The sequence below is a fragment of the Chryseobacterium sp. YR221 genome (assembly GCF_900176315.1).
Classification (GTDB): domain Bacteria; phylum Bacteroidota; class Bacteroidia; order Flavobacteriales; family Weeksellaceae; genus Chryseobacterium; species Chryseobacterium rhizosphaerae.
In genome coordinates this window covers 162,688-186,948 of the sequence record NZ_FWXM01000001.1, presented here as the reverse complement: position 1 = coordinate 186,948, position 24,261 = coordinate 162,688, and the positions used below count along the sequence as shown (strand labels likewise).

Annotated in this window: 19 protein-coding genes; all 19 read right to left on the bottom strand. The window is 35.9% G+C overall.

Going from position 1 to position 24,261, the window contains the following annotated elements; translation table 11 throughout:
• Positions 1 to 305: 305 nt before the first annotated feature.
• Positions 306 to 1,472: a proline dehydrogenase family protein gene (locus B8967_RS00850; protein ID WP_047495877.1), complete on the bottom strand. Its 1,167-nt coding sequence runs from the start codon at positions 1,470 to 1,472 to the stop codon at positions 306 to 308.
• Positions 1,473 to 1,536: 64 nt separating this feature from the next.
• Positions 1,537 to 2,466, bottom strand: a complete 930-nt coding sequence (locus tag B8967_RS00845) for a UbiA family prenyltransferase (RefSeq protein ID WP_084083912.1) — start codon at positions 2,464 to 2,466, stop codon at positions 1,537 to 1,539.
• A 10-nt stretch (positions 2,467 to 2,476) separates the two neighbouring features.
• Entirely contained in the window at positions 2,477 to 3,403 is a 927-nt protein-coding gene (locus B8967_RS00840; RefSeq protein WP_084084887.1) for a mevalonate kinase family protein, read from the bottom strand.
• Positions 3,404 to 3,594: 191 nt separating this feature from the next.
• Positions 3,595 to 5,763: a T9SS type A sorting domain-containing protein gene (locus B8967_RS00835; RefSeq protein WP_084083911.1), complete on the bottom strand. Its 2,169-nt coding sequence runs from the start codon at positions 5,761 to 5,763 to the stop codon at positions 3,595 to 3,597.
• A 155-nt stretch (positions 5,764 to 5,918) separates the two neighbouring features.
• Positions 5,919 to 8,087 carry a T9SS type A sorting domain-containing protein gene (locus B8967_RS00830; protein ID WP_084083909.1) on the bottom strand — a complete coding sequence of 723 codons (2,169 nt, stop codon included), beginning with the start codon at positions 8,085 to 8,087 and terminating at the stop codon, positions 5,919 to 5,921.
• A 163-nt stretch (positions 8,088 to 8,250) separates the two neighbouring features.
• A complete protein-coding gene (locus tag B8967_RS00825) occupies positions 8,251 to 10,431 on the bottom strand; it encodes a T9SS type A sorting domain-containing protein (RefSeq protein WP_228405962.1) in 2,181 nt (726 codons plus the stop codon).
• 149 nt (positions 10,432 to 10,580) lie between these two features.
• A complete protein-coding gene (locus B8967_RS00820) occupies positions 10,581 to 12,071 on the bottom strand; it encodes an MFS transporter (RefSeq protein ID WP_047494829.1) in 1,491 nt (496 codons plus the stop codon).
• Positions 12,072 to 12,177: 106 nt separating this feature from the next.
• Positions 12,178 to 13,356 (bottom strand): thiolase family protein, encoded by a 1,179-nt coding sequence (locus B8967_RS00815; protein ID WP_084083908.1) that lies wholly within the window; start codon positions 13,354 to 13,356, stop codon positions 12,178 to 12,180.
• A 10-nt stretch (positions 13,357 to 13,366) separates the two neighbouring features.
• A complete protein-coding gene (locus B8967_RS00810; protein ID WP_123863318.1) occupies positions 13,367 to 13,756 on the bottom strand; it encodes a hypothetical protein in 390 nt (129 codons plus the stop codon).
• Positions 13,757 to 13,779: 23 nt separating this feature from the next.
• A complete protein-coding gene (locus B8967_RS00805; protein ID WP_084083904.1) occupies positions 13,780 to 14,184 on the bottom strand; it encodes a hypothetical protein in 405 nt (134 codons plus the stop codon).
• Between the two features lie 296 nt (positions 14,185 to 14,480).
• Positions 14,481 to 15,863, bottom strand: coding sequence for a nucleoside permease (locus B8967_RS00800; RefSeq protein ID WP_047494844.1), 1,383 nt, complete (start codon positions 15,861 to 15,863; stop codon positions 14,481 to 14,483).
• 21 nt (positions 15,864 to 15,884) lie between these two features.
• Complete coding sequence (locus tag B8967_RS00795; RefSeq protein ID WP_047494847.1) at positions 15,885 to 16,484, bottom strand: bifunctional nuclease family protein; 600 nt, start codon at positions 16,482 to 16,484, stop codon at positions 15,885 to 15,887.
• A 179-nt stretch (positions 16,485 to 16,663) separates the two neighbouring features.
• The gene (locus tag B8967_RS00790; RefSeq protein ID WP_047494850.1) at positions 16,664 to 17,611 is read right to left on the bottom strand and encodes an electron transfer flavoprotein subunit alpha/FixB family protein; all 948 of its coding nucleotides are present in this window, start codon (positions 17,609 to 17,611) and stop codon (positions 16,664 to 16,666) included.
• 85 nt (positions 17,612 to 17,696) lie between these two features.
• A complete protein-coding gene (locus B8967_RS00785) occupies positions 17,697 to 18,443 on the bottom strand; it encodes an electron transfer flavoprotein subunit beta/FixA family protein (protein ID WP_047494853.1) in 747 nt (248 codons plus the stop codon).
• A gap of 150 nt (positions 18,444 to 18,593) precedes the next feature.
• A complete protein-coding gene (locus B8967_RS00780) occupies positions 18,594 to 19,301 on the bottom strand; it encodes an SDR family oxidoreductase (protein WP_047494855.1) in 708 nt (235 codons plus the stop codon).
• Between the two features lie 78 nt (positions 19,302 to 19,379).
• A complete protein-coding gene (locus tag B8967_RS00775; protein WP_084083902.1) occupies positions 19,380 to 21,116 on the bottom strand; it encodes a T9SS type A sorting domain-containing protein in 1,737 nt (578 codons plus the stop codon).
• Positions 21,117 to 21,137: 21 nt separating this feature from the next.
• Positions 21,138 to 21,908: a hypothetical protein gene (locus tag B8967_RS00770; RefSeq protein ID WP_047494861.1), complete on the bottom strand. Its 771-nt coding sequence runs from the start codon at positions 21,906 to 21,908 to the stop codon at positions 21,138 to 21,140.
• 267 nt (positions 21,909 to 22,175) lie between these two features.
• Positions 22,176 to 22,964 (bottom strand): T9SS-dependent choice-of-anchor J family protein, encoded by a 789-nt coding sequence (locus B8967_RS00765; protein WP_179140014.1) that lies wholly within the window; start codon positions 22,962 to 22,964, stop codon positions 22,176 to 22,178.
• 284 nt (positions 22,965 to 23,248) lie between these two features.
• Complete coding sequence (locus B8967_RS00760; RefSeq protein ID WP_084083899.1) at positions 23,249 to 24,256, bottom strand: T9SS type A sorting domain-containing protein; 1,008 nt, start codon at positions 24,254 to 24,256, stop codon at positions 23,249 to 23,251.
• Positions 24,257 to 24,261: the final 5 nt, after the last annotated feature.

The following is a 24,261-nucleotide window of genomic DNA, read 5'->3' as shown; positions in this document are numbered from 1 at the left end:
AATTAGAAAAATAATGAAACTGATCCCGGAGTAAAACTATCATCAGTAGGGGTAATCAGTGGAAAGTATTTTCATGCATTAGTTTTTTATTATTAACCAAATATAATAATTTAAAATTAAATCAACAATAAAAATAAAATTATTTTACGATATATACAACACAAACAAGAATTAGGTTTAATATCTTTAATTTGGATTGTTTTTTCAAACTTAATAAATTGACATTAAATCTGTTATACTTCTTATACCAGCATCATAAAAAAAGCCCACATTTCTGTGAGCTTTCTATTTGCTTATAACAACTGTTATTTTTTTCTTCTTTCCAGTTCCTTTTTAATAAGTCCCAGTTCTCTCCCTGTTTGCCCAGCCACAGAAGTGTTCTCACGAGCTCTTCTTGTCAGATAGGGAACAACATCCTTTACAGGTCCATATGGAAGGTATTTAGCCACATTATAGCCCTTATCAGACAAATAGAAAGTGATATTATCACTCATTCCGTAAAGCTGTCCAAAATAAACGTGAGGATTGTCGCTGTTCAAAGATTTGGCTTTCATTTTATCCATAATCAGTTCTGAAGAAACTTCGTTATGGGTTCCAAAGAAAGCAGAAACTTTATCCAGGTGATTCATTACAAAATCAATTCCTGCGTTATAGTTTTTATCTGAAGCATCTTTGGTAGGCTGAATCGGATCTGCATATCCTTTTTCTTCTGCTCTGGCTCTTTCTTTCTCCATATAAGCACCACGAACAATCTTGTAGCCTATGAAATAGTTCTTTTCTCTTGCTCTCTGAAGGTTTGCTTCCATGTATTCCAGTCTTCCAGTTCTGTACATCTGGATGGTATTCCAAACGATAGGTTTTTCCTGGTTATACTTCTCCATCATTTCTTCGCAAAGGTGATCTGCTGCGTCCTGCATCCAGGTTTCTTCTGCATCTACCATTACTTTTTTATCATTTTCGTGGCAAAGGCTGCATACCTCATCAAATCTCTTTACCACTCTTTCCCATTCTTCTTTCTGGCTTGTGGTAAGCTCTGCTCCTTTTCCAACAGCTTCATACAAATCAATTCTTCCAAATGCTGTAGGCTTGAAAACAATAAAAGGAATTGCCGGATTTCCTACTGAGAACCTTACAATATCCTTAATCTCTTTACACACCGCATCAAAAGTTTCTTCATCTTCCTTCCCTTCAATAGAGTAATCGAAAATACTTCCAACTCCTCTTTTGAAAAGCTGCTTTACAACTTTCATACTTTCTTCACGGGTTTCTCCTCCACAGAATTGAGCAAACAGAGTGTTTTTTACAATTCCTGTTACGAAAGGAAAATTATTGTGTACTGTAAAATTAAGGACAGATGTTCCAAGGCTGGTAAGTGCAGGCTGTTCAATCATTTTAAACATCCAGTAAGCCTTTCTCAGTTGTGCATCAGATTTATCTGCAAATGCAACTTTAGTATCATTAAAAATGGGCATTCCTATTTATTAAATTTAGTTTTACAAAGGTAATAATAACCTCAGTTTATTTAAAGAATTTTTTTTATAATTTACTCTCAATTCCGTTCAAAAGCATTGCAATAATTCCTACAAAAACCCAAAAACGTAATATATTAATTGTAAAGAAGTTACTTCTCCTTGAAGAATTTAAAAGCAGATAAATACAAATAATCATCACAAATAATCCACCGGCAAAATAATAAGCCATAAAACCGGCCACCCCTGTTTTGGTAATGATTTTCATTGAAACAGTCATTGTGATCAGCAGCAGAGAGATAAGAATGGCTTTTGTATTCTTAGTTTTAAAATAGTTTGGAATCGTGGTATACCCGAATGCCTTGTCTACGCTTCTGGTCAATGTATCTTTTACAATATCAATACAAAGAAGGATCAGAAAAAGAAACACAGCCATCAGAATTATTTTTCTGGAAAAAGTTTCATAATATACCATCATTCCAAAGAAAGGGTATAAGGTAAGGCTTACAAAAGTGAGATTGTTGAGTATCAGTATTCTGCTCAGTTTATGGCTGTAGAACCACATAAAAAACTGATATACCAGAAAAAAGAAGAAAACATTATGGGAAATCATCCAGGCTACTCCCAAAGAAATAACACTTAATACCAGATAAGCATATAAAAAGTATTTCTGCTTAATAAAGCTCTGAATTCTGGTTCTGAAAGGTTTTACAATATGATCTTTCTCCAGATCATAAAATTGGTTGATAATTCCACCGGCTAAAATGGTAAGAACGGTACAGAAAATAATGCCATGAACTTTGAAGTCAAATACAAAATTCCTGAATGTTTCATCCTGATTGAAGAGGAAAAAAGTGGAAACATAGAGGGCAAATGTCAGCAGAGCGGCTACAAAAAAGCGGGCTCCGAGCATAAAGCCCACGAATTGTGAGAATCTATAAAATAAAGATTTAGAGATATAATTTTCAGATTGGAAAGTTTCTTTTTCAGAATTCATTCCAACCTGTTTAAAATCTGTAAATCACCTCTTTTTGGAAACCATCAAGCATTTTTTCTGCTTTTTCATAGTCTTTGGTAAATCCTAAGATATACCCGCCTCCACCACTTCCGCAGAGTTTAAGGTAATAAGCATTGGAATCCAGACCTTTTTTCCAGATATTAAAAATACTTTCAGGAATCATAGGACGGAAATGTTCATATGCCCAATGAGAAAGTTTCTTTAAATTTCTAAAGAACGGATTCATATCTTTTTTAAGGAAAGCTTCTATACATGCGTTATTGTAACGAATAAACTCTTCTTTCAGTGTTTTACGGAAACCTTCCGTTTTCATTTTTTCAAAGAAAATTTGAATCATGGGTCCTGTTTCTCCTGTTATTCCTGAATCGATAAGGAAAATAGCTCCTTTGCCTTCTTCGCCATCAGGGATTGATACCCGGTCTAAATTCTCTTTATTTTCGATCAGTATAGGTAAATTCATATAGCAGATCAACGGATCCATTCCTGAGCTTTTACCATGGAAATAACTTTCCATTTCTCCGAAAACTGCCTTTAATTTTTTAAGATTATCTTTTGAAATGCTCTCAGCATTCAGCTTACTGACTGAATATTTTTCAAAAATAGCAGCTACTAAAGCGCCTGAACTTCCTACTCCATATCCCTGAGGAATATTGGAATCAAAGAAAAGTCCGTTTGATATATCAGTCTTAAAGCTCTTGATATCTAATTTAAAATCGTCGGAAAGATCAAGTACGGTAAGGTAATCAGCATATTTCTGCAGATGTCTGTTTGATTTAAGCTCAAATTCAGAGCTCAGATCTGAAAATTTTAAAGTTCCTTTATAGAAGCTGTAAGGTACTACAAGCCCCTGGGAATCTTCAATCATTCCATATTCTCCAAACAGGATTATTTTTGCATAAAATAGAGGGTTCGTCATGTTGACAATAAATCTTTTTGCAAAGTTAAAATTATTCTGCTGAATATAAGCAAAACTTGGACCGAATTCAGATTTATTTAATGCTGAACCCCTGGTTTTCGGCTTTCCATCATTCTCATAAAGCAAAGATGTTGACATTAATACAACAAAAAAGCCTGATTTGATCAGGCTTTTTTGTTGTATTTTTAAGATTATTGTTTTATAAGTTTCTTGTTTACCGTCTGCTTCTCAGTTTCTATGCTGATTACATAATTTCCGGTCTGTATGGAAGAGAGATGTACTTCTGCTTTATTCCCTTTTAAAGAAGAGGCTGAAGATACTAACCTTCCCGCTTCATCAAAAATTTTATAGGATTTTAAATTTTCTTTTGATGAAATGATGATCATTGTTTTGGCAGGATTCGGATAGATTGAAATGGTATTATCTTTCACCGCTATATCTTCCACTCCTAAGAATTTACATAGGAATCCGGCATTCCATCCATTACCTGTACCCGATTCATTAGAGAAAAACTCAACTGTAATGGCGCCGGTAGGATCTGTAGATACAAATGGCCCCGGAGGTAAAGTCCCTGTAAGGTTATTTCCGTTTGGAAATAGTGGAGAACCTGCTGAAGGTCCATTATACACATACATAAAGTCTTTAAAATTTTCCAAATTAAATTCGCTAAAAACCAAGGTCAGTTTGGAGTTGGACAGAGGATAAAAAGTTTTGGTCAGCTTTTCATTATTAGAATATCTTCCTGAAGCACCTCCTGAATCTGTAAATCGTGCCCCTGCACACCAGTCTCCGTCTGTTAAAAATGTTCTGTATTTCTGGTAAGCTGACGAACCGGAGCATTCACTTCCAATGGATAAATTATAATAGGTATTCGGATCCAGGTTGTTTATGTTAAAACTATTGGAATTAACAGTTCCTGACTGTACAATAGTTCCGTCCATTTTGGAGAGTCTATATTTCCATGTTGTCGAAAATCCATCTATAATAAAGGCACTTGCTGAATTCTGTGTGATGTCGGTAATACTTACATCCAACACAGTGACTTCACAGGAAGAGGTACAGTTGGTACCCAGACAAGCTTTTGAATTAATTGTATTCCTTATGAACTCAGCTGGCTGTGGTCCAAATCCATTGGCAAAATTGATTCCCACTCCGGCCATTGTGTGGCAGTAGCTCATTATAGTACCTCCTCCAGGTCCCGGAATTGGCCCTGCACATGCATTTCCCTGATTTCCACTTTGAGTTCCACAGCCATCAATGGCTGTATTATTACCATTCCAAACGCAGGCATGAGTATGCTGAGATCCTAGTCCATGCCCCATTTCGTGGGTGGTTACGTTGACCGTCCAGGAATACATTGGAAACTGCTGATAATTGATCAGAACCGGTGCGTAACAATATTTCAAATCTGAACATAGAGAATTGATGTAGGCATATCCTGTAGCTGTAGGTGAGGTCACCAGCTGGGCAATATCACCGTTAAAATAAGGTCTGCCATTTCTGAACACTCCTAGATCGGGATCATAATTGCCTGTATAAGGATCCGGTGTGGTCCACACATACATTTCACTTAAGGAGACTTTAATATCATCATTAAAGTAAATGGTTTCTAAACTGTTATGAATAGCGGTCATCCAGTTAATGGTAGCGGTTATATTGGAACCATTACCCTGATAAGGTTTGTAGCCTACTTCATAAAATATTCTTACACAATTATCAGTCATCGTTCTTCTTGTGAGCTGCCCCGGATCAGGTGCTGTTTTTTGAATTTTATTTTCCTTCAATTCATCTGCACCACAGATAAAACTGTTTTGCACGGTCAGCTTAGATTCTGAATAACTTACGAAATCGCTTGAATTCTTCATCTTTCCCAGCACGATATTTCCCAACGCTGGTGTCGAGATAATTCCTACCACATCATTATCAAAGAAGCTGAAAGATACAATAGACTGATCATCTCCTTTTACAATGCCACGGTAATAAATTCCCGGATGGTAAGGTACGAGTTCATCTTTTTTGGTTTTTACTTTAAAATCTGCGGTGAAAATCTGCTTTTTATACAGTTGAACGGTGATTTCTTTGTCTCCGTCAAAAGGAAAAGAGACCTCAAGGAATTCGGGACTTTCGGCAAGTAACCTCATTAGCTTGGGTACATTCAGGTTAAAAACCGTGGCGTCCGGTGCTATTTTCTTTAGATCAACCAGATTATCAAGGTTTTTCACATCAAATAGGCCATACCTTGGAGCACGGTAGTTTAATTTCTCATATTCATGGACTTTTCTGGCTACAGGTTTAATCTCCTGAGCAAAACTGAAAAAATTCCAAAACAACGCAGTAAACATTAGAATTTTCTTAATCATTATTAATTTTTTGTTAAAAATATAAATAAATACACACATATCACTGCATATCTATACATAAAGAAGAATAAAAATCATCAATGTATAAAAAAACCACAGTAGAAATAATTCCACTGTGGTTTAGCTATTATTTTATCATAGGAGAACCCATTATGTTATTGCTTTATAAGTTTTTTATTTACCGTTTGCTTTTCGGTCTCAATACTGATTATATAATTTCCTGTTAGTATGGAAGAAAGATTTATTTCTGTTTTATTCCCTTTCAGAGAAGATGCCGAGGTTACTACTCTTCCTGCTTCATCAAAAATTTTATAGGATTTTAAATTTTCTTTTGATGAAATGATGATCATTGTTTTGGCAGGGTTTGGATAGATTGAAATGATATTATCTTTTACATCGATATCTTCCACTCCTAAAAATTTACACAGGAATCCTGCATTCCATCCATTAGCTGTACCAGTAGCATCAGAGAAGAATTCAACCGTAATTGCTCCGGTAGGATCTGTAGACACAAATGGTCCGGGAACAATATAGCCGGTAAGATTATTCCCATTTGGAAATAAAGGCGATCCTGCAGAAGGGCCATTATACACATACATATAGTCTTTAAAGCTTTCCAAATTAAATTCGCTAAAAACCAGGGTCAGTTTAGAATTGGACAGTGGGTAAAAAGTTTTGGTAAGCTTTTCATCATTAGAATACGTTCCTGAAGTACCTCCCGAATCTGTAAACCGTACTCCTGCACACCAGTCTCCATCTGTTAAAAATGTTCTGTGTTTTTGGAAGGCTGAGGAACCGGAACAGTCTGTTCCTATATATAAATTGTAATAGGTATTGGGAGCTAAACTATTTAAATTAAAACTGTTTGAATTAGTGGTTCCTGAATGTACAATGGTTCCATCCATTTTAGAGAGCCTATATTTCCATGATATGGAAGTACCATCTATAATAAAAATGCTCGCTGTGCTTTGCGTTATATCCGTAATACTAAGATCCAATATAGTGGTTTCACATGAAGAAGTACAGTTCGTACCCAGACAGGCTTTTGAATTAATCGTATTCCTTATTAACTCGGCTGGCTGCTGCCCAAATCCGTTGGCAAAATTAATTCCAACTCCGGAAACCGAACCGCAATAACTCATAATAGTACCTCCTCCCGGTCCCGGAAGTGGCCCGGGACATACACTTCCCTGAGATCCAGATGCCGCTCCACAGCCGTCAATAGCTGTATTATTACCATTCCAGGCACAGGCGTGAGTATGAGGAGAGCCTAATCCATGCCCCATCTCATGGGCAATAGTATAGATCGTTATTGAAAACATTGGAAATTGATCATAATTTATGGCAACAGGAGAAAAACCATATTTCAGATCTGAACACAATGAGTTGAGATATGCCATGCCCTGACCTCCAGGAACAGTTATGAGCTCTGCAATATCGCCATTAAAAAAAGGTCTGTTACTTCTGAACATTCCCAGATTGGCATCTGCCCCTCCTGTATATGGATCCGGTGTTGTCCACACATATATTTCGCTTAAAGAGATTTTAATATCATCATTAAAATATAAGGTTTCAACACTGTTATGAATAGCAGTCATCCAGTTAATGGTAGCAGTTGTATTGGATCCATTACCCTGATAAGGCTTGTAGCCTACTTCATAAAATACCCGTACACAATTATCGGTCATGGTTCTTCTTGTGAGTTGCTCAGGGTCAAGTGATGGTCTTTGAATCCTATTTTCCATCAATTCATCTGCTCCACAGATAAAACTGTTTTGCACGGTCAGCTTAGATTCTGAATAACTTACGAAATCGCTTGAATTCTTCATCTTTCCCAGCACGATATTTCCCAACGCTGGTGTCGAAATAATTCCTACCACATCATTATCAAAGAAGCTGAAAGATACAATAGACTGATCATCTCCTTTTACAATGCCACGGTAATAAATTCCCGGATGGTAAGGTACGAGTTCATCTTTTTTGGTTTTTACTTTAAAATCTGCGGTGAAAATCTGCTTTTTATACAGTTGAACGGTGATTTCTTTGTCTCCGTCAAAAGGAAAAGAGACCTCAAGGAATTCGGGACTTTCAGCCATTAATCTTTTTAATTTTGACTGATCAAGACCAAAGATGGTAGCATCGGTTGCTATTTTTCTGAGATTAACCATATTATCAAGGTTTTTCACATCAAATAGACCATACCTTGGCGCACGGTAGTTTAATTTCTCATATTCATGGATTTTTCTGGCTACAGGTTTAATCTCCTGAGAAAAACTGAAAAAATTCCAAAACAACACAGTAAACACTATAATTTTTTTAATCATTATTAATTTTTAAATTAAAAATACAAATAATACCCACATATTAAGGTAAACTCATACATAAAGATTAATAATGTATAAAAAAACCATAGCAGAAATAATTCTACTATGGTTTATCTATTATTTTATGATCTCTACTTCTATATCATTATGAAAACACTTTTTATTATTGTTTTATCAGTTTTTTGTTTACTGTCTGTTTCTCTGTTTCTATGCTGATTACATAGTTTCCTGTCTGTATGGAAGAAAGGTTTACCTCTGTTTTATTCCCTTTCAAAGAAGAGGCTGAAGACACCAACCTTCCCGCTTCATCAAAAATTTTATAGGATTTTAATGTTTCATCGGATGAAATGACAATCATATTTTTTGCAGGGTTAGGATAGATGTTTATTGAGTTATTTTTCGTGTTAACATCTGCCACTCCCAAAACATTACAGGAGAAATTCACATTCCAGCCATTTGCGGTAACCCCCGCATCAGAAACAAATTTTACAGTTATAGCACCGGAAGGATCTGTTGATGTAAACGGACCGGGAACGGTATTTCCTGTCAGATTATTTCCATTAGCAAATACTGGTGAAGCCGTAGAAGGTCCATTATACACATACATAAAATCATAATCCTCTTCAAGGTCAAATGCTGTAAATGTCATGGTCATAGAGGAACCTGAGGCAGGATAAAATGTCTTTACCAGTTCTTCATTGTTTTTATAACTTCCGGTAGAACCTCCCGTATCTGTAAACGGCACTCCTCCACACCAATCTGCATCGGTAAGAACCAGACCTGATTTTTGATAATACGTTTCATTTGCACATGGACCTACTGCGTCAACTTTATAGTATGTTCCCGGCTGTAGATTTGCGATGCTGAAAGAGGGAGAATTTGTATTTCCTGTAGTCACATTAGTTCCATCCAATTTAGAAACTTTATACTTCCATGAGGAAGATATAGCATCTGTAATGAACATATTGGCAGAATTCTGTGTAGTAGAAGTGGGCGCTATAGAAGAAATACTTGGAACACATGATGTTGTACAATTGGTACCAAGGCATGGTTTGGAATCTATTGTACTTCTAATTAAAGCTGCCGGCTGGGTACCAAAACCATTACTGAAATTAATCCCGATATTTGACATCAGATGGCAATAGCTCATAATGGTACCTGATGGTGGCAGAACATTACTGGTACATGTAAGTCCTTCGCTGTTTATGATAGAAGGCATTGCTGTGGGTCCACACCAGTCAATGGGAGTATTATTTCCATTCCATGCACAAGCATGAGTATGCGGAGACCCTAGGCCGTGTCCCATTTCGTGAGTCATCGCCTGAATAGTCCATGAATATACCGGCACATTATTATACGTCTGAGAAATCCCTGAATACGCATGTGCGTAGGTTTTACACAGGGAATTCAGAAAAGCAATACTTGTAGTACTCGGAGTATTAATTAAATGGGCAAGATCACCGTTAAAAGTTTGTCTGGCAGCTGAAAATTTATTTAAATTACTACTTGGGCTTCCTGTATAAGGGTCCTGGGTAGTCCAGATATAGATCTCGCTTAGGGCTGTCTTTATATCGTCATTGGTATATAACGTAGCAATGTTGTTATGAATAGCTGTAAGCCAGTTGGTCACGGTTGTTGTATTGGAACCATTATTTTGATAGGGCTTAAAACAAACTTCATAATAAACCCGAACACAATTCTGAGTTAATGTTGTATTCTTATTTGCATTCGGATCGTATGATATTTTTTGATCATTGTTTTCTTTCAATTCATCAACACCACAGATAAAAGGGTTTGCCCCTGTCAATTTAGAGTCTGAATAGCTTACAAAATCTTCAGAATTTTTAGCTTTTCCAACGACTATATTTCCCAGTTCCGGGGTAGAAGCTACTCCTACAACGTCATTATTAAAAAAACTAAAGGCCACAATGGAATTATTATTTCCTTTTACAATTCCCTGATAATAAACTCCCGGAGTATAATTGACTGTTTTCCCGGTATTGGTAACCACTTTGAAACTGTTGGTGAAAATCTGATTTTTATACATTTCTACGGTAATCTGCCGTCCTCCGGCAAAAGGAAATGTAATTTCAATAAAGTCAGGTTTGTCATTAACGAGTCTCTTCAGCTCGGAAGATTTTAGGGAAATAACACTAATATCTGTTGCAGACTTTCTGTATTCTGCCAGCTTATCCGTGTTGTTATTAACTTCAAACAGGTCATACGTTTTAGACTCTATTTTACCATTATGATATTCCGAAATTTTCTGAGCAACCGGTTTCAATTTCTGGGAAAACCCAAAAACAAAACATTGCATAAAGCAAATCAATAGAACTTTTTTCATTATTTTGATAATTTTATTCACTCAGCAAATAAACAAAAAAAATCAAAACATAGTGAAAAATTAATGCTAATTTCTAATAATATTTTAAAATATCGTAATCCGTAAATTAAATTATAAAAAAAAGACGTTAAAATTAACGTCTTTATATTTTATAAGGTATCTCTTTCTTTTCGCATGGTAACCTTCAGGAAACGTATCAATACGAGCCCTGCTCCAAAGAATACAGTCATTGATAAAGCTGCGATACGCATATTGTTGAAATGCTCAATAAGGGTGGCAAAGATAAATGTACCGATGATAATCGCAATTTTCTCCAATACATCATAAAAGCTGAAATAAGTGGTATTCTCCATAGAGTCTACCGGAAGCAGTTTTGAGTAGGTAGATCTGGACATGGCCTGAAGACCACCCATTACCAATCCTACTACTGCAGCAACACCGTAGAACTGATATTCCACTGTAGGGTTTTCTTTATTTAGGAAATAGGCCCACAGACAGGCTACAATCCATAATACGATAGCAATGGAAATTACATTTTTATTACCAATTCTTTTGGATAACCTTGAGAATATTACAGCTCCTATGATCGCTTCAATCTGAATCACCAATAAGGTACCGATCAGTTTATCCTGTGCCAGGTTGATCTCACTTTTCCCAAATAATGTAGCCATCAGGAAAATGGTCTGCATTCCTACACTATAAAAGAAGAAACTTGATAAAAAGAATTTAAGGTTTCTGTCTTTAAAAAGAACTCCACCCACTTTAAACAGTTCATGAAAACTTTCTTTGGCAATATCTTTATAAAAGCTCATATTGTCTTTTAATACCTCAAAAAAACCTCCCTGCTCTTCATGCTTTTTAAAGATGTTTTTATAGTTTAACAAGACAAGGTCCTTAGGTAATTTATCTTTCACATCTCCAAATTGGGGAAGATGCTTGAACGTGTACTGAGAGAAACCGAACCACCATGCCCCGGTCAGTAAGAAGCTTATTCTTGTAAATAATAACTGTTGAGCTGCTCCTTTTGCAAAAACCTGGATTAATATTAAACAAATTACTACCAAGACTACGGATCCAAGATAACCATATACATATCCTTTTGCAGAAAGAGCATCCTGTTTATCTTGTGTGGCAATATCAGGCAGAAATGAGTTGTAGAAGACCAAACTTCCCCAGAACCCTATACTGGCGGTTATACTGAAAAGAAGGCCCAGAAATACATTGTGCATTCCTGTAAACATAGCTAATCCCATACATGAGGTAGCCCCCAGATAACAGAAAAACTGCAGGAATGATTTTTTATTTCCAATGGTATCAGCCAATGAAGACAAAAATGGAGAAAGCAATACCACTACAAAAAATGATATTGTTAAAGAATATCCATACACGGCATCCGGTTGATATTCTTCTCCAAAAATTTTGATCATGTGCCTTACCGGAACATCAATCCACTTTTTTGTTTCTGCTACATATTCCTTTTTTTCATACGCAGTGGTAAGAATAGAATAATAGATAGGAAAAATAGTAGAAGTAATAACCAAAGAGTATACAGAATTGGCCCAGTCATATACTGCCCAGGCTTTCATAATCTTTGGATTATTTTTTATGTTTTTAGGCTGTCGATTCTCAGTTTCAGACATTTCAATTAAATATTAGTAGCACAAAAATAGAAAAACCATTAAGAAATGAATAAGTTTTTAAAAAAATTATCCATTCCTTAATGGTAATGTATTATTATACAGAATATTAGATATTCTCAATCACGATTGCAGAAGCACCACCACCACCATTACAGATAGCTGCAGCACCATATTTTGCATTATTCTGCTTCAATACGTTGATCAATGTAACGATAATTCTTGAACCAGAACTTCCCAGTGGGTGTCCCAATGCAACAGCACCGCCATTTACGTTTACTTTAGAAGCATCCAATCCCAAAATTTTATTGTTAGCCAGTCCTACTACAGAGAAAGCTTCATTAAATTCAAAGAAATCAATATCTGAAACTTCCAACCCTGCTTTCTTAAGAGCAATAGGCAATGCTTTTGCTGGAGCTGTTGTAAAGTTTTCAGGTTCGTGTGCTGCATCAGCATAAGAAACGATTTTTGCTAGAGGTGTAAGCCCCAATTCTTCCATTTTCTCTTTAGAAACAAGAATTAAAGCTGAAGCACCGTCATTTAATGTAGAAGCATTAGCAGCTGTTACCGTACCATCTTCTTTCTTGAATACAGTAGGAAGCGTTGAAATTCTGTCGAAATTCACAGCTTTATATTCTTCATCTTCTGCAAAGATGATAGGTTCTCCTTTTCTTTGAGGAATAGAAACCGGTACGATTTCGTCATTAAATTTCCCTTCGCTCCAGGCTTTTGCTGATCTTTTATAAGATTCTACTGCAAAATTATCCTGTTCTTCTCTTGTAATATTATAGTCAGCAGCACATTTTTCTGCGCATACTCCCATATGTACTTTATTGTATACATCTGTAAGACCGTCTAATACCATACCATCCAGCATTTTGATATCACCCAGTTTTGTAGCTACCCTTGCATTATAGTAATGAGGTACTAAAGACATATTTTCCATACCACCAGCAACAATTACCTCAGCGTCACCTGCTTTAATAGCCTGTGCAGCCATTGTTACAGCTTTCATTCCTGAAGCACAAACTTTATTTACAGTAGTAGAAGGTGTATGTATTGAAAGACCCGCTCCCAAAGCTACCTGACGAGCCGGTGCCTGACCTTCTCCAGCCTGCAGTACATTCCCCATATAGATCTCCTGAACATTATTAGGATCAAGACCAATTTTATCTAATGCCCCTTTTACTGCAGTAGCTCCCAGCTTTGTAGCCGGAACTGTTGATAAGCTTCCCATAAAACTCCCCATCGGAGTTCTTACTGCGGAAACAATGAATACTTCTTTCATGTGTATAATTTTATTTTGATTTTGCTTTTGCATATATCAGCTCTATCTGAGAGTTCCCGATACGTGTCTGTATTTGTAAATAGTTGTCCTGAGTCTTCGTAATGATATTGCTGAAGACATCACCAACCTTTATGCGATCATTTTGAGCTGTTTTCTCTATGACTATGGCTTTATAACTACAGTCATTCAAAAAAACAAGCGATGATTTTATATATTCTTTACCATTATTAAAATATTCCGTTTGAACATTGTCTTTAATGGTCATATTCCAAATTCCGGCAGGATAGTCTACGCGAACGAATCTTCCTTCTTTTATACTGGCACATTTGGCCGGGTTATCCGGTTTTTTCAGTTCAAATCTCTGAGCTTTAACCTGTGAAACACCCAGTAATATCATCATTACCGGAAAAATTTTAAAAAATCTCATATCTGTGTTCTATTATTTACTTTTTTACTCCTTCCTCCGGCGATCATCAGTAAGGCTCCCAGAAACTCTACTCCCCAGCCCCATTTCAGTTTTACGACCCCTGCAAAGGTTTCTCTCCATGATTTAAAAGGTAAAAAGCTGAAATAATCTAAAGACTGCATTTTCACTGCGATCAATGTGAATATAAAGAATAGGATCAGCAGAATACCAAAAAACCTTACGATCTTCGTATTGTTATTTACGATTCCAAAGACGGCACATGCTGCAAAAAGCCAGCACGTGATGGCTAAATAGTGGTTAAGTTTCCAATAGTTCCAATTTCCGATAATAGGTACATGTACCAAAGGTAAAAAACTCCCTATAACCACTAATAAAAGTCCTAATAACTGAATGTTTTTCATATTTACTAAAGTGCCAAAATACGAAAAAAAACACATTTCCAAATGATGTATTTCAAAAACAGAACATTCACATAAAAACAATAATTAATAACAAATATTCTTTGCTTAAAATATCTATTTAATAATAAAATGGTATTTTTATTATCAAAAGAGAAAATTAAAATTGTAATTTATCATGCAATTTTCATCCCTGATTAGCAGTTTACGGGAACCAAACTTATTCCCTAAAAGGTCTTTAATAAAAAATTGCACTTTCATGACAAAAGTGCAATTTTTATTTTTTATGATTAATTGAATTAATGTTTTATTGAAGACAGCTCTTCCGGATTGTGCTTATGTCTAAACAGTATAGCAAAAAATATAGCAAGTACTAAGGCATAAATAGCAAAAGAAAGCCATATCTGCTGCCAGTCTTTCACCATAACCACTGAAGAAAGCGTTCCATCAGAATTCACAACTGCATTAAAACTTGTTTTTAAAATCTCCAGGAAAGTAGGATTGTCAGCTGTTGTATCCAAGTACGCAGAAAGATCTGAAGCAGTGGTAAACTTATGGGTAAAGAATCTATCTATAGCCCACCCTGCAATATAACTTCCAAAAACAGCTCCAAATCCATTGGTCATCATCATAAATAACCCCTGAGCAGAAGAACGGATATTCTTATCTGTAGTGGTCTCCACAAAAAGAGATCCTGAGATATTAAAGAAGTCAAAAGCCATTCCGTATACAATACAAGAAAGGATGATTAATGATAATCCATAGCCATCCGGAACACCATAGGCAAAGAATCCAAATCTTAACACCCATGCCAGCATAGACATTAACATTACTTTTTTAATTCCAAATTTCTTCAAGAAGAAAGGTATTGCCAAGATAAACAGGGTTTCTGAAACCTGAGAAATAGACATAATAATAGTAGATCTCTGTACTACAAATGAATCTGCATATTTTGGAAAATGGGCAAATTCACTTAAAAATACATCACCATATGCATTTGTCAGCTGAAGTGCTGCTCCCAAAAGCATTGAAAACAAAAAGAACAAAGCCATTTTATAGTTCCCAAAAAGCTTAAATGCATTAAGCCCTAATTGCTCAGATAAAGGAGCTGTTTTGTCTATTAATTTTTGTGGCGGGCATTTCGGTAAAGTAAGGGCATAGATTCCTAAAACAATTGCTATTGCCCCTCCGATATAAAACTGTCCTTCAGTTGCTTTATTCCCTGTAAGATTTGTAATCCACATAGCCACAATGAAACCAATAGTTCCCCACACACGAATTGGTGGAAAATCTTTTACTACATCCAAATTATTGTTTTTAAGGATGGTGTATGAAATAGAGTTGGCAAGGGCAATGGTAGGCATATAAAAACACATTGCCACAAGCATCACCGAAAAGAAAGAATTAGGATCAGCAGAATGCGGCAAAATGAAAAGAATAGCCCCGTAAAGGATATGCAAAACTGAGAAAATACGCTCGGCGTTTACCCAACGGTCAGCAATAATCCCAGTAATGGTAGGCATAAATATGGAAGCAATTCCCATTGTTCCGAAGACAGCTCCAAACTGTGTTCCTTCCCAATGTTTTGTGCCAAACCAGAAGTTAGCCATCGTAATCAGCCATGCTCCCCAGACAAAAAACTGGAGAAAACTGAGGATGGTCAGTCGTAATTTTAAATTCATAGTTTATATAAAGTATCTCTTTTAATCAATTTTCTTTTTCCTCCTCTTAATTTCTTCCTGAATTTCAAGAGCAGTATCATAATCTTCTTCTCTAACGGCATCATCCAATAATTTCTGAAGTTCCTCCATAGAAAGGGATGTTAAGTTGTCTTCATTCTGCACAGTTTCTGAAAAGCCCTGCTCTTCTTTTGCTACATCTTCCAGTTCCAGTAAAATTCCGGCTTCGTTTAAGACCTGCTGGGTCGTAAAAATAGGCGCATCAAATCTTACTGCCATTGCAACAGCATCAGAAGTTCTGGCATCAAGGATTAATTCTTCCTCAGTCGTTTTACTTTTAAAATTGATGTTTGAAAAGAAAACACCATCTACAATCTGATAAATAATAACAGAAACCAATTCATAATTGGCAGAAACTATAAATTTTGTGAATAAGTCATGGGTAAGAGGACGTGGCGGATGAATATCTTTTTCCAGTCCTAAAGAGATAGACTGGGCTTCGAAATTTCCTATAACAACAGGTAATTTTATGTGTGTTTCTTCATGCTCCAATAACAATGCGTAAGCCCCCGATTGGGTCTGACTATACGATATTCCGCGAATAATTAGCTGCTTATAATCCATAGCTACAAATATAGATTAATTTTTTATTGTGATTTTACTTTTTCACACAAAAATAAAAGCCCGGAAAGCCGAGCTTTTATTGTATTGTGTATGACGATCAATGGTCAATAGTTAGGTTACGCTGCAAGTGAATTATTACTATTAACAAGCAGAGCTCCCGGGCTATTTTCCATTCATTTTTATCCTTTTAATGCTTTGATTTTCTCTGTTAGTGCAGGGATAATCTGGAAAGCGTCTCCTACTACTCCATAGTCTGCAGACTTGAAGAAAGGTGCTTCAGCATCACTGTTGATGACAACAATAGTTTTTGAAGAGTTTACTCCAGCCAGGTGCTGAATAGCTCCCGAAATCCCTACAGCAATGTAAAGATTAGGTGCAATAGCTTTACCTGTTTGTCCTACGTGCTCTGTGTGAGGTCTCCATCCAATATCAGAAACAGGCTTAGAACATGCTGTAGCAGCTCCTAAAACATTAGCCAGCTCTTCAATCATACCCCAGTTCTCAGGTCCTTTCATACCTCTTCCCGCAGAAACTACAACTTCTGCTTCTTTAAGATCTAATTTTCCTGAGCTCTGCTCGTGAGAGATCACTTTAGTATCTTCGTTAGCTACTGAAAGGTTTTTCACTTCTTCTGAACCGGATACAGCATTTTCTTTTACTCCGAAAGCGTTCTGAGAAACAGTAACAATAACTCCGTTTCCTTCAGCTTTTGCATGCATAAATCCTTTTCCTGAGAATGCTTTTCTTTTTACCTGGAAAGGTGAAAGACTTTCAGGAGCTTCCAAAGCGTTAGTAAGTAAAGAATAGTTCTTCATTACTGCAAGCATTGGAGCAATTGAAGAAGCGTCAGTAGTATGAGGGAAAACAATAATATTTCCGTCTAATACTTCACTTACTGCCTGAGCATATGCTTTTGCTGAAAAGCTCTTAAGACCTTCGTCTTTGATATTAATTACATTAGATGCTCCATACTTATATAATAAATCTGAAGAATCGGTAGGGTTTACGGTGATTGCTGTCACTGTATCTCCAGCTTTATCAGCAACAGCTTTAGCATAAGAAACCGCTTCAAAAGCTGCTTTTTTGTAAACTCCGTTTATATTTTCTGCGTATACGAATACTGCCATTTTTAAAATAATTTAAAGATTAAAATAAGGGTTTAGATTAAGGCTAAGGATTGAGTGGGACCCAAACTTTGCCTCTACCTCAATACTAGATTACTTTAGCTTCTTCGTGAAGTAATCTTACCAACTCATCTAAATTGTCCGGAGAAACCATTTTTACAGCAGCTCTTGGAGGAACGCTATCATAAGATACTCCCTGAACTTTCACTTCAGAAGAAGTAGGTTCTACTACCTGTAAAGGTTTTGTTCTTGCAGACATAATTCCTCTCATATTCGGAATGATAAGGTCTTTTTCATCTACTAATCCTTTCTGACCTGCAATAATTGCCGGTAGTTTTACAGAAATAGTTTCTTTTCCTCCTTCAATTTCTCTTATAGCAGTTGCTTCGCTTCCATTCACGTCTAATCCTACTGACGCGTTAACGAAAGGCTGGTTTAGCAATTGAGCAACCATTCCCGGAACTGAACCACCGTTATAGTCGATAGATTCTTTCCCGCAAAGGATAAGGTCATATCCTCCGTTTTGAGCTACAGCAGCGATTTCTTTCGCTGTAGAATAGCTGTCTTTAGGATCAAGGTTTACTCTTACAGCATCATTTGCACCAATCGCCAGAGCTTTTCTGATTACCGGTTCTGTAGCAGCGTCTCCTACGTTAATTACAGTTACAGTAGCTCCTTGAGATTCCTGAAGCTTAACCGCTTTTGTTAACGCAAATTCATCTAAAGGGTTAATTACCCACTGAATTCCGTTTTTGTCGAAAGCAGATTTATCTGCTGTAAAGTTAATCTTCGAAGTAGTATCCGGAACACTACTAATACAAACTAATATTTTCATGTGTACTATTTTATTTTTTCCCTTTTACGCACAAAACCAACAACGGTTTATGCAGAGATTTTGTTTGAATTAATTTTTGCTAATATAAATAAAAAATATATTATGCATGCATAATACTTACTAAATTATTATTCAATACATTAGAAGTATTTACTTTCCTGGTTTTGTTGCTCTAAACTCTATTTTACTTGGTAAAACTCTAGGATTCATCTTTAAAATATCCAATATAAGATTTCCCATATCTTCCGGCTGAATCTTCCAGCTGTCTTTTTCGGATGGGGTATTTCCGTTAAAATGAGTGGCCACTGATCCGGGCATAATGACTGTAGATTTAATATTATATTTTCTTAAATCAATCATTGCTGCCTGAGTAAATCCTACGACTCCAAATTTTGAAGCATTATAACCTGTTCCATTTTCAAAAAAGTTAGCGCCTGCCAAACTTGAAATGGTAATATAATAACCTTCTGTCTTTTTCAGTTCTTCAACAGAAGCTTTTAGGGTATAGAAAACGCCGGTAAGGTTGGTTTCTATCATATCATTCCATTCTTCAGCTGTCAGCTCATCTACCGGCTTAAAAATACCTAATCCGGCATTGGCAATAACAAAATCCAGTCTTCCGAATTTTTCCAAAGTATATTGTATAGCTTCCTGTTCGCTTTCAAGGCTTCTTACATCAGAAACAATCCCTAACACATTTTCAGAATACTGCTTAAGCTCTTCTTCAGCTTTTAGAACATCATCTCTTTTTCTTCCCGAAAATGCCACCGAGATACCATTTTCCAGCAATATTTTCGCGATCCCAAAGCCTATTCCTTTAGTTCCTCCTGTTATATAAGCTGTTTTATTTTCTGACATAGCATAAAAAATTTAATTCTCTAAAATAACAAAAACGCTCCAATTGGAGCGTTTACTGATACTAAGATTTATCAGGTATTATTTTTTTATAAATTTCTGACTGGTTTTTCCTTCTTTTGTTTCTATACTAAGAATATAATTTCCTGACGGCAAATTCTTTATATCAATCTTATTGCCGTCTAGCTTTACATTGATTACTTTTCCTGATACATCTGAAACAGAAATATTTTTAATATCTGAAGAAGTGAGAATATTTAGAATATCCGAGGCCGGATTCGGGAATAACTTCACTTTTGTAATAAGTTCCTTTTTATCATTTGCTTTATCGGGTTGTATATTCCTTAAATTCAAACGCATATTATCTTTTAAGTTTTGCCTTTTTGCCTCAACCTCACCTCCCGAGCATCTGCAATCTTCTATTTCCGCTAAATATTGAGCCCCTTTCTCGATATAAGTATCAGGAAGAAGACTAATACTATTTCCTGCCTTCATCGTGATATTCTGAGTTGAATTCACTTTATAATTGAGCTGTGTAGTAATGGTATTACTTGCATGATAAGTATAAGGTGTATTATGCATCTCGGCAGTAGTTAAATCATATGACGTAACACAAGTACCTGTTCTTTTTGAAAGTGTAGGAAGTAATTGAGGAAAGCTGTTGGAAGCTCCCACATAAATCATAGCACTAGGATAATTCAGGACGTTAAGATTAATTGAACTTTGCCCATAAACATCGGGATTTACTATTTGGCTCAGACTTTGTCCTGCATTATAGTTAACCATATGAAAATAAATATCTCCTTTCGAGTTCCTTTGGATAGTACTGGGATAACCTAGACCACCTGTTCCCCACATTCCGTTATAAATTGGGGTGTATACCACATTGGAATTCGTAGAATTGAGCAGATCTACAGCATAGAAGGTAGTAGTATTCCCAACTCCATAATAACCACTTACGTACAGTATATTAGCATATTGATTGAATTCGGCATTAAAAGCATCTGTTCCTGCAATAGACAAATTGTAATCTGTAGTAATCAATCCTGAAAAATTATCAAAAGAGCGTACCATTCCTTCGTTTTCTTTTGTACCGGGATTGGAATTGTTTATACATATAAAGTGTGAATAATTACATGAACTCTTTATTTCAGGAGAGGCCTTCATAGAGATTCCGTCATAACCGGTTAAAAAACCTGAAGTACCTAAATCATTCACAACCGGTGTTGTACTTAATCCTGAACCGCTTAGGCGATAGGCGTATAATTTCTTCCCATTAGTTACTAAAACCCAATAAGAATTACCATCTCCGTGTGGAACAACTGTTACTGCTCTCGCATCATTAATTTCATTTCCCTGATCATCTAAAACAGGAACTTTTATAAGATTTTGCACGACATCACCCAAGGGCTGCCCGTTTGATCCGATACCTCCCAAAGACATATCAACTACTGAATACCGGATTACCCCATTATTATACATCCATGTTGCTGCAAAAATATAATATAAATTAGGATTCGTAGGATGCTTTACAGTAGCCAGCTGACGCCCACCATGCTCAATAAGCCCATTAGGCATTATCTGATGTTCTCTGTTCCAAACCTCACCCCCATCACTATAAAACAACAAATTTCCACTACTATCACTTACTGTTGCTGATGAATTTAAATTATTCATGGCACTGCCATTTACAAACTGAGGAGCACTCCCTGAAAAATTAATTCCTACCTGATAACCGAAGTACCAGTTATTGTTTTCACCCTGGGCATATGCCAGAAATGAGGCAACCAAGCCCATTGATAAAAAAAGTTTTTTCATAAATAATACTTAGTTGGTTGATCAATTATTTACATGTTTTTTCTCCAGGATTTCAATACGCTTATTCTGTTCATCCATAAACTTTTGCTGCTTCTCCATTTGGTTCTGCTGTTGCAATGTATACAAGGTCAGTTCTTCTACTTTTTTAAGAAGAAGAATATTCATTTCCTTAAGTTCTATACCATTTTTGATAGCTTCTTCCGTAGTAGGCACTTCCGGCAGGTGTCCTTTATCATCAATATAGGCCTGCAATTCTTTTAAAGGCATCAGTTTATAATCTTTGGCAAAAACATAATCAGCCCAGCCGTTATTAGCTGCAATTTCAACTTTTAATTTCTCAGTTTTAATACCATCTTTTACAAACAAACGATAGTCGTCACAGTCTACACAGGTCAAAGTATTGGTTCCCATCCCTATTTTAGAGGTAGAAGAAACAAAGAAAACCTTGCTTTCGGAAGGAACATCATTTATTGGGCTTAAACCGGAGTGAGATGGATATATATAAAGTCCATTAGCGTTAGAACCCGATAGACTTCTAAAATTCTGTATAGTAAAGTAAGAATCATGATTCACTCCTATTCCCGGTGTAAAATAACCAAATTTAACAGCTCCATCTACCATTCTTAAATTTCCTTTACCTACAGTAAATTTATCATAAGATTGAGCTGTCCCTACACTTACAGAACCTCCTCTGTAAATAGGATCCGTATTCGTGTTATTACCTGTCCATTGTTGAGAAAATAGAGAATTCGCACCCAATAGCGCGAATAAAATTACTGTTATCTTTTTCATGTTATTAATTTTTTTCTTTAATTATAAAAATATATAGAATAATTTTAATACACAACTCGTGAAAAGAAAAAACTCTCTTCATACATTATATAATAAAACAGTGATATACTATGAGTTTATAATTTTCTCTATACATATTATAAAGCTTTTAATTTCAGCGTGCTCACCATCATAAAAGCATGATTAAATTGTATAACAAAGGACACTATACTATATAACAAAAACGCTCCAATTGGAGCGTTTATTAATACTAAGATTTATCAGGTATTATTTTTTTATAAATTTCTCTGTCGTTTTACCCTCTTTCGTTTCAATATTAATGATATAGCTTCCAGCATTCAGGTTTCCAACATTTACTTTATCTCCGTCTAGATCTGCAACTACTTTTCTTCCGCTGATATCATAAACTTCCACTTTGTTTACTTTTTCTTTAGATTTAATCGTAAGAACATCGGATACAGGATTAGGATATAGAGAGGTCTCAACCTTAGATATCTTATTTTCAGCAGTGCCCAGTGTTCCTGTTTGTGTAATTTTAATATTGTCTACTATCAAAAGGTTTTGATCATTAGTATTAAAATGTCTAACATAGAGTTTTACACTCTGGCCAGCCAGATTACTAGGAATCGTTGCCGTTTTAGCTATTGCTGTTCTACCCGCTGTTACAGTTCCTTCAATCAAAGGAGTTTCAGTACCTGTAAATGCTGTAGCACTACTTGGCAACACATACGCTGCGTAATGTTCTGCAAAAAACTGAGAATCAGAAGATCCTACTAGAAAACTCAATGATAAAGTCCCAGTTGCAGGAAGTGTTATTGCTGGTGAAATTAATAAATTATCAGGAGTCAATGCTCCCACAGCTGGTAACCACGATGCTGAACCTGCAACATTCCCAGAAAATCCCCAGCCATCAGAAGTTGCACTTCCTGTATAAATCCCCCAGTTCCTTGTATCCCCGTCTCTATCAATTACTGTCCATCCAACAGCGGTATCAAACGTTTCTTGAAACACGACTGTCTGTGCATTTAATAAAGTTAAACCTAGAAATGCACTCAATAGTAAAATTTTTCTCATCATAATTTTTTATTTTACAACAAGTTAAGTACACCTATATTCTATTCCAAATTTAAAATAATAGATTTATAAAATAATCAATAAAAAGCCAAAAACCACACCATTCACTTATAAAATTGCATGAAAAAGAATAAATTAGTTAATAAATTCATTAATATTCTTTGTGCAATTTGGTTTAATAAAAGGGTATTTATACTTTTCAGAATTGATTACAACAAAAAAACGCTCCAATTGGAGCGTTTACTGATACTAAGATTTATCAGGTATTATTTTTTTATAAATTTCTCTGTCGTTTTACCTTCTTTCGTTTCAATATTAATGATATAGCTTCCTGCATTCAGGCCTCCAACATTTACTTTATCATTATTGATGTCAACATTAATTTTTCTACCGCTCATATCAAAGATTTCAACCTTATTTATCTTTGCTTCTGCTTTAATGGTTAAGACATCTGAAACCGGGTTAGGATAAACAGATACAGGAGCTTTTGCAGAAACAGAAACATCCGCAGTTCCAAGGGTTGCAGAGTTTCCATACATAACGTTAACATTATCTACGAAAGCCTCATTTGCTACAGTATTTCCTTCATCTGTCGATGAAACAAAATCAAGCTCAGCCGGGACTAAACCGGTAGAAACACTATACCCCGGATTTGTGGCATTTGTGAAATTAAATGTTCCTTCAGGATACGTCCAGGAATATGCACCCGTTGTTTTATTATATGTAAATGACACTGATACCCATGTATTAGCCGCATAGGTTGCAGATCCCAGTCCAATACTGTAAAATCTTGCTGTACTTCCCGCTGGGGTTAATCTTCCCATACCACTAATGGTTTTTGTAGAATAATCATAATTTATTCCAACAATTCCAGCACCGGCAGCATCATACATTGCACATTGGATTTTACCAGCACCCGTTGCCGGTCCTGTATAAATATCCAAAGTTCCTTTCAGGATATTATTTCCCGCTGTAGCAGTTGTGGTGATTGATTTAAAGGCAAATCTAACATTTGAGGAATTGTCAAGATCATCATACCCTGCACCACTTTTAATTTTTAAAGAATTACCATGGGCTGCATCCAGTGCTGCTACCTGATAATCACTTCCTACTCCACCATAGATATAAAAGCCTCCCTGCCCTGGTAAACTTCCCGTTGCATCAGTGGCTAAATTCCCTAATGTTAAAGCATTAAAATTCTCATTTAAAACTGTTTGCGCTGAAACTCCAATTGAAAATGCAGCTCCACACGCAACTAGTAAAAATTTCTTCATGATAT

What these genes read in the sequence shown, in the direction of transcription:
- B8967_RS00850 (WP_047495877.1), bottom strand. Translation starts at nt 1,472, where the DNA reads ATGCCCATTTTTAATGATACTAAAGTTGCATTTGCAGATAAATCTGAT.
- B8967_RS00845 (WP_084083912.1), bottom strand. Translation starts at nt 2,466, where the DNA reads ATGAATTCTGAAAAAGAAACTTTCCAATCTGAAAATTATATCTCTAAA.
- B8967_RS00840 (WP_084084887.1), bottom strand. Translation starts at nt 3,403, where the DNA reads ATGACGAACCCTCTATTTTATGCAAAAATAATCCTGTTTGGAGAATAT.
- B8967_RS00835 (WP_084083911.1), bottom strand. Translation starts at nt 5,763, where the DNA reads ATGATTAAGAAAATTCTAATGTTTACTGCGTTGTTTTGGAATTTTTTC.
- B8967_RS00830 (WP_084083909.1), bottom strand. Translation starts at nt 8,087, where the DNA reads ATGATTAAAAAAATTATAGTGTTTACTGTGTTGTTTTGGAATTTTTTC.
- B8967_RS00825 (WP_228405962.1), bottom strand. Translation starts at nt 10,431, where the DNA reads ATGAAAAAAGTTCTATTGATTTGCTTTATGCAATGTTTTGTTTTTGGG.
- B8967_RS00820 (WP_047494829.1), bottom strand. Translation starts at nt 12,071, where the DNA reads ATGTCTGAAACTGAGAATCGACAGCCTAAAAACATAAAAAATAATCCA.
- B8967_RS00815 (WP_084083908.1), bottom strand. Translation starts at nt 13,356, where the DNA reads ATGAAAGAAGTATTCATTGTTTCCGCAGTAAGAACTCCGATGGGGAGT.
- B8967_RS00810 (WP_123863318.1), bottom strand. Translation starts at nt 13,756, where the DNA reads ATGATGATATTACTGGGTGTTTCACAGGTTAAAGCTCAGAGATTTGAA.
- B8967_RS00805 (WP_084083904.1), bottom strand. Translation starts at nt 14,184, where the DNA reads ATGAAAAACATTCAGTTATTAGGACTTTTATTAGTGGTTATAGGGAGT.
- B8967_RS00800 (WP_047494844.1), bottom strand. Translation starts at nt 15,863, where the DNA reads ATGAATTTAAAATTACGACTGACCATCCTCAGTTTTCTCCAGTTTTTT.
- B8967_RS00795 (WP_047494847.1), bottom strand. Translation starts at nt 16,484, where the DNA reads ATGGATTATAAGCAGCTAATTATTCGCGGAATATCGTATAGTCAGACC.
- B8967_RS00790 (WP_047494850.1), bottom strand. Translation starts at nt 17,611, where the DNA reads ATGGCAGTATTCGTATACGCAGAAAATATAAACGGAGTTTACAAAAAA.
- B8967_RS00785 (WP_047494853.1), bottom strand. Translation starts at nt 18,443, where the DNA reads ATGAAAATATTAGTTTGTATTAGTAGTGTTCCGGATACTACTTCGAAG.
- B8967_RS00780 (WP_047494855.1), bottom strand. Translation starts at nt 19,301, where the DNA reads ATGTCAGAAAATAAAACAGCTTATATAACAGGAGGAACTAAAGGAATA.
- B8967_RS00775 (WP_084083902.1), bottom strand. Translation starts at nt 21,116, where the DNA reads ATGAAAAAACTTTTTTTATCAATGGGCTTGGTTGCCTCATTTCTGGCA.
- B8967_RS00770 (WP_047494861.1), bottom strand. Translation starts at nt 21,908, where the DNA reads ATGAAAAAGATAACAGTAATTTTATTCGCGCTATTGGGTGCGAATTCT.
- B8967_RS00760 (WP_084083899.1), bottom strand. Translation starts at nt 24,256, where the DNA reads ATGAAGAAATTTTTACTAGTTGCGTGTGGAGCTGCATTTTCAATTGGA.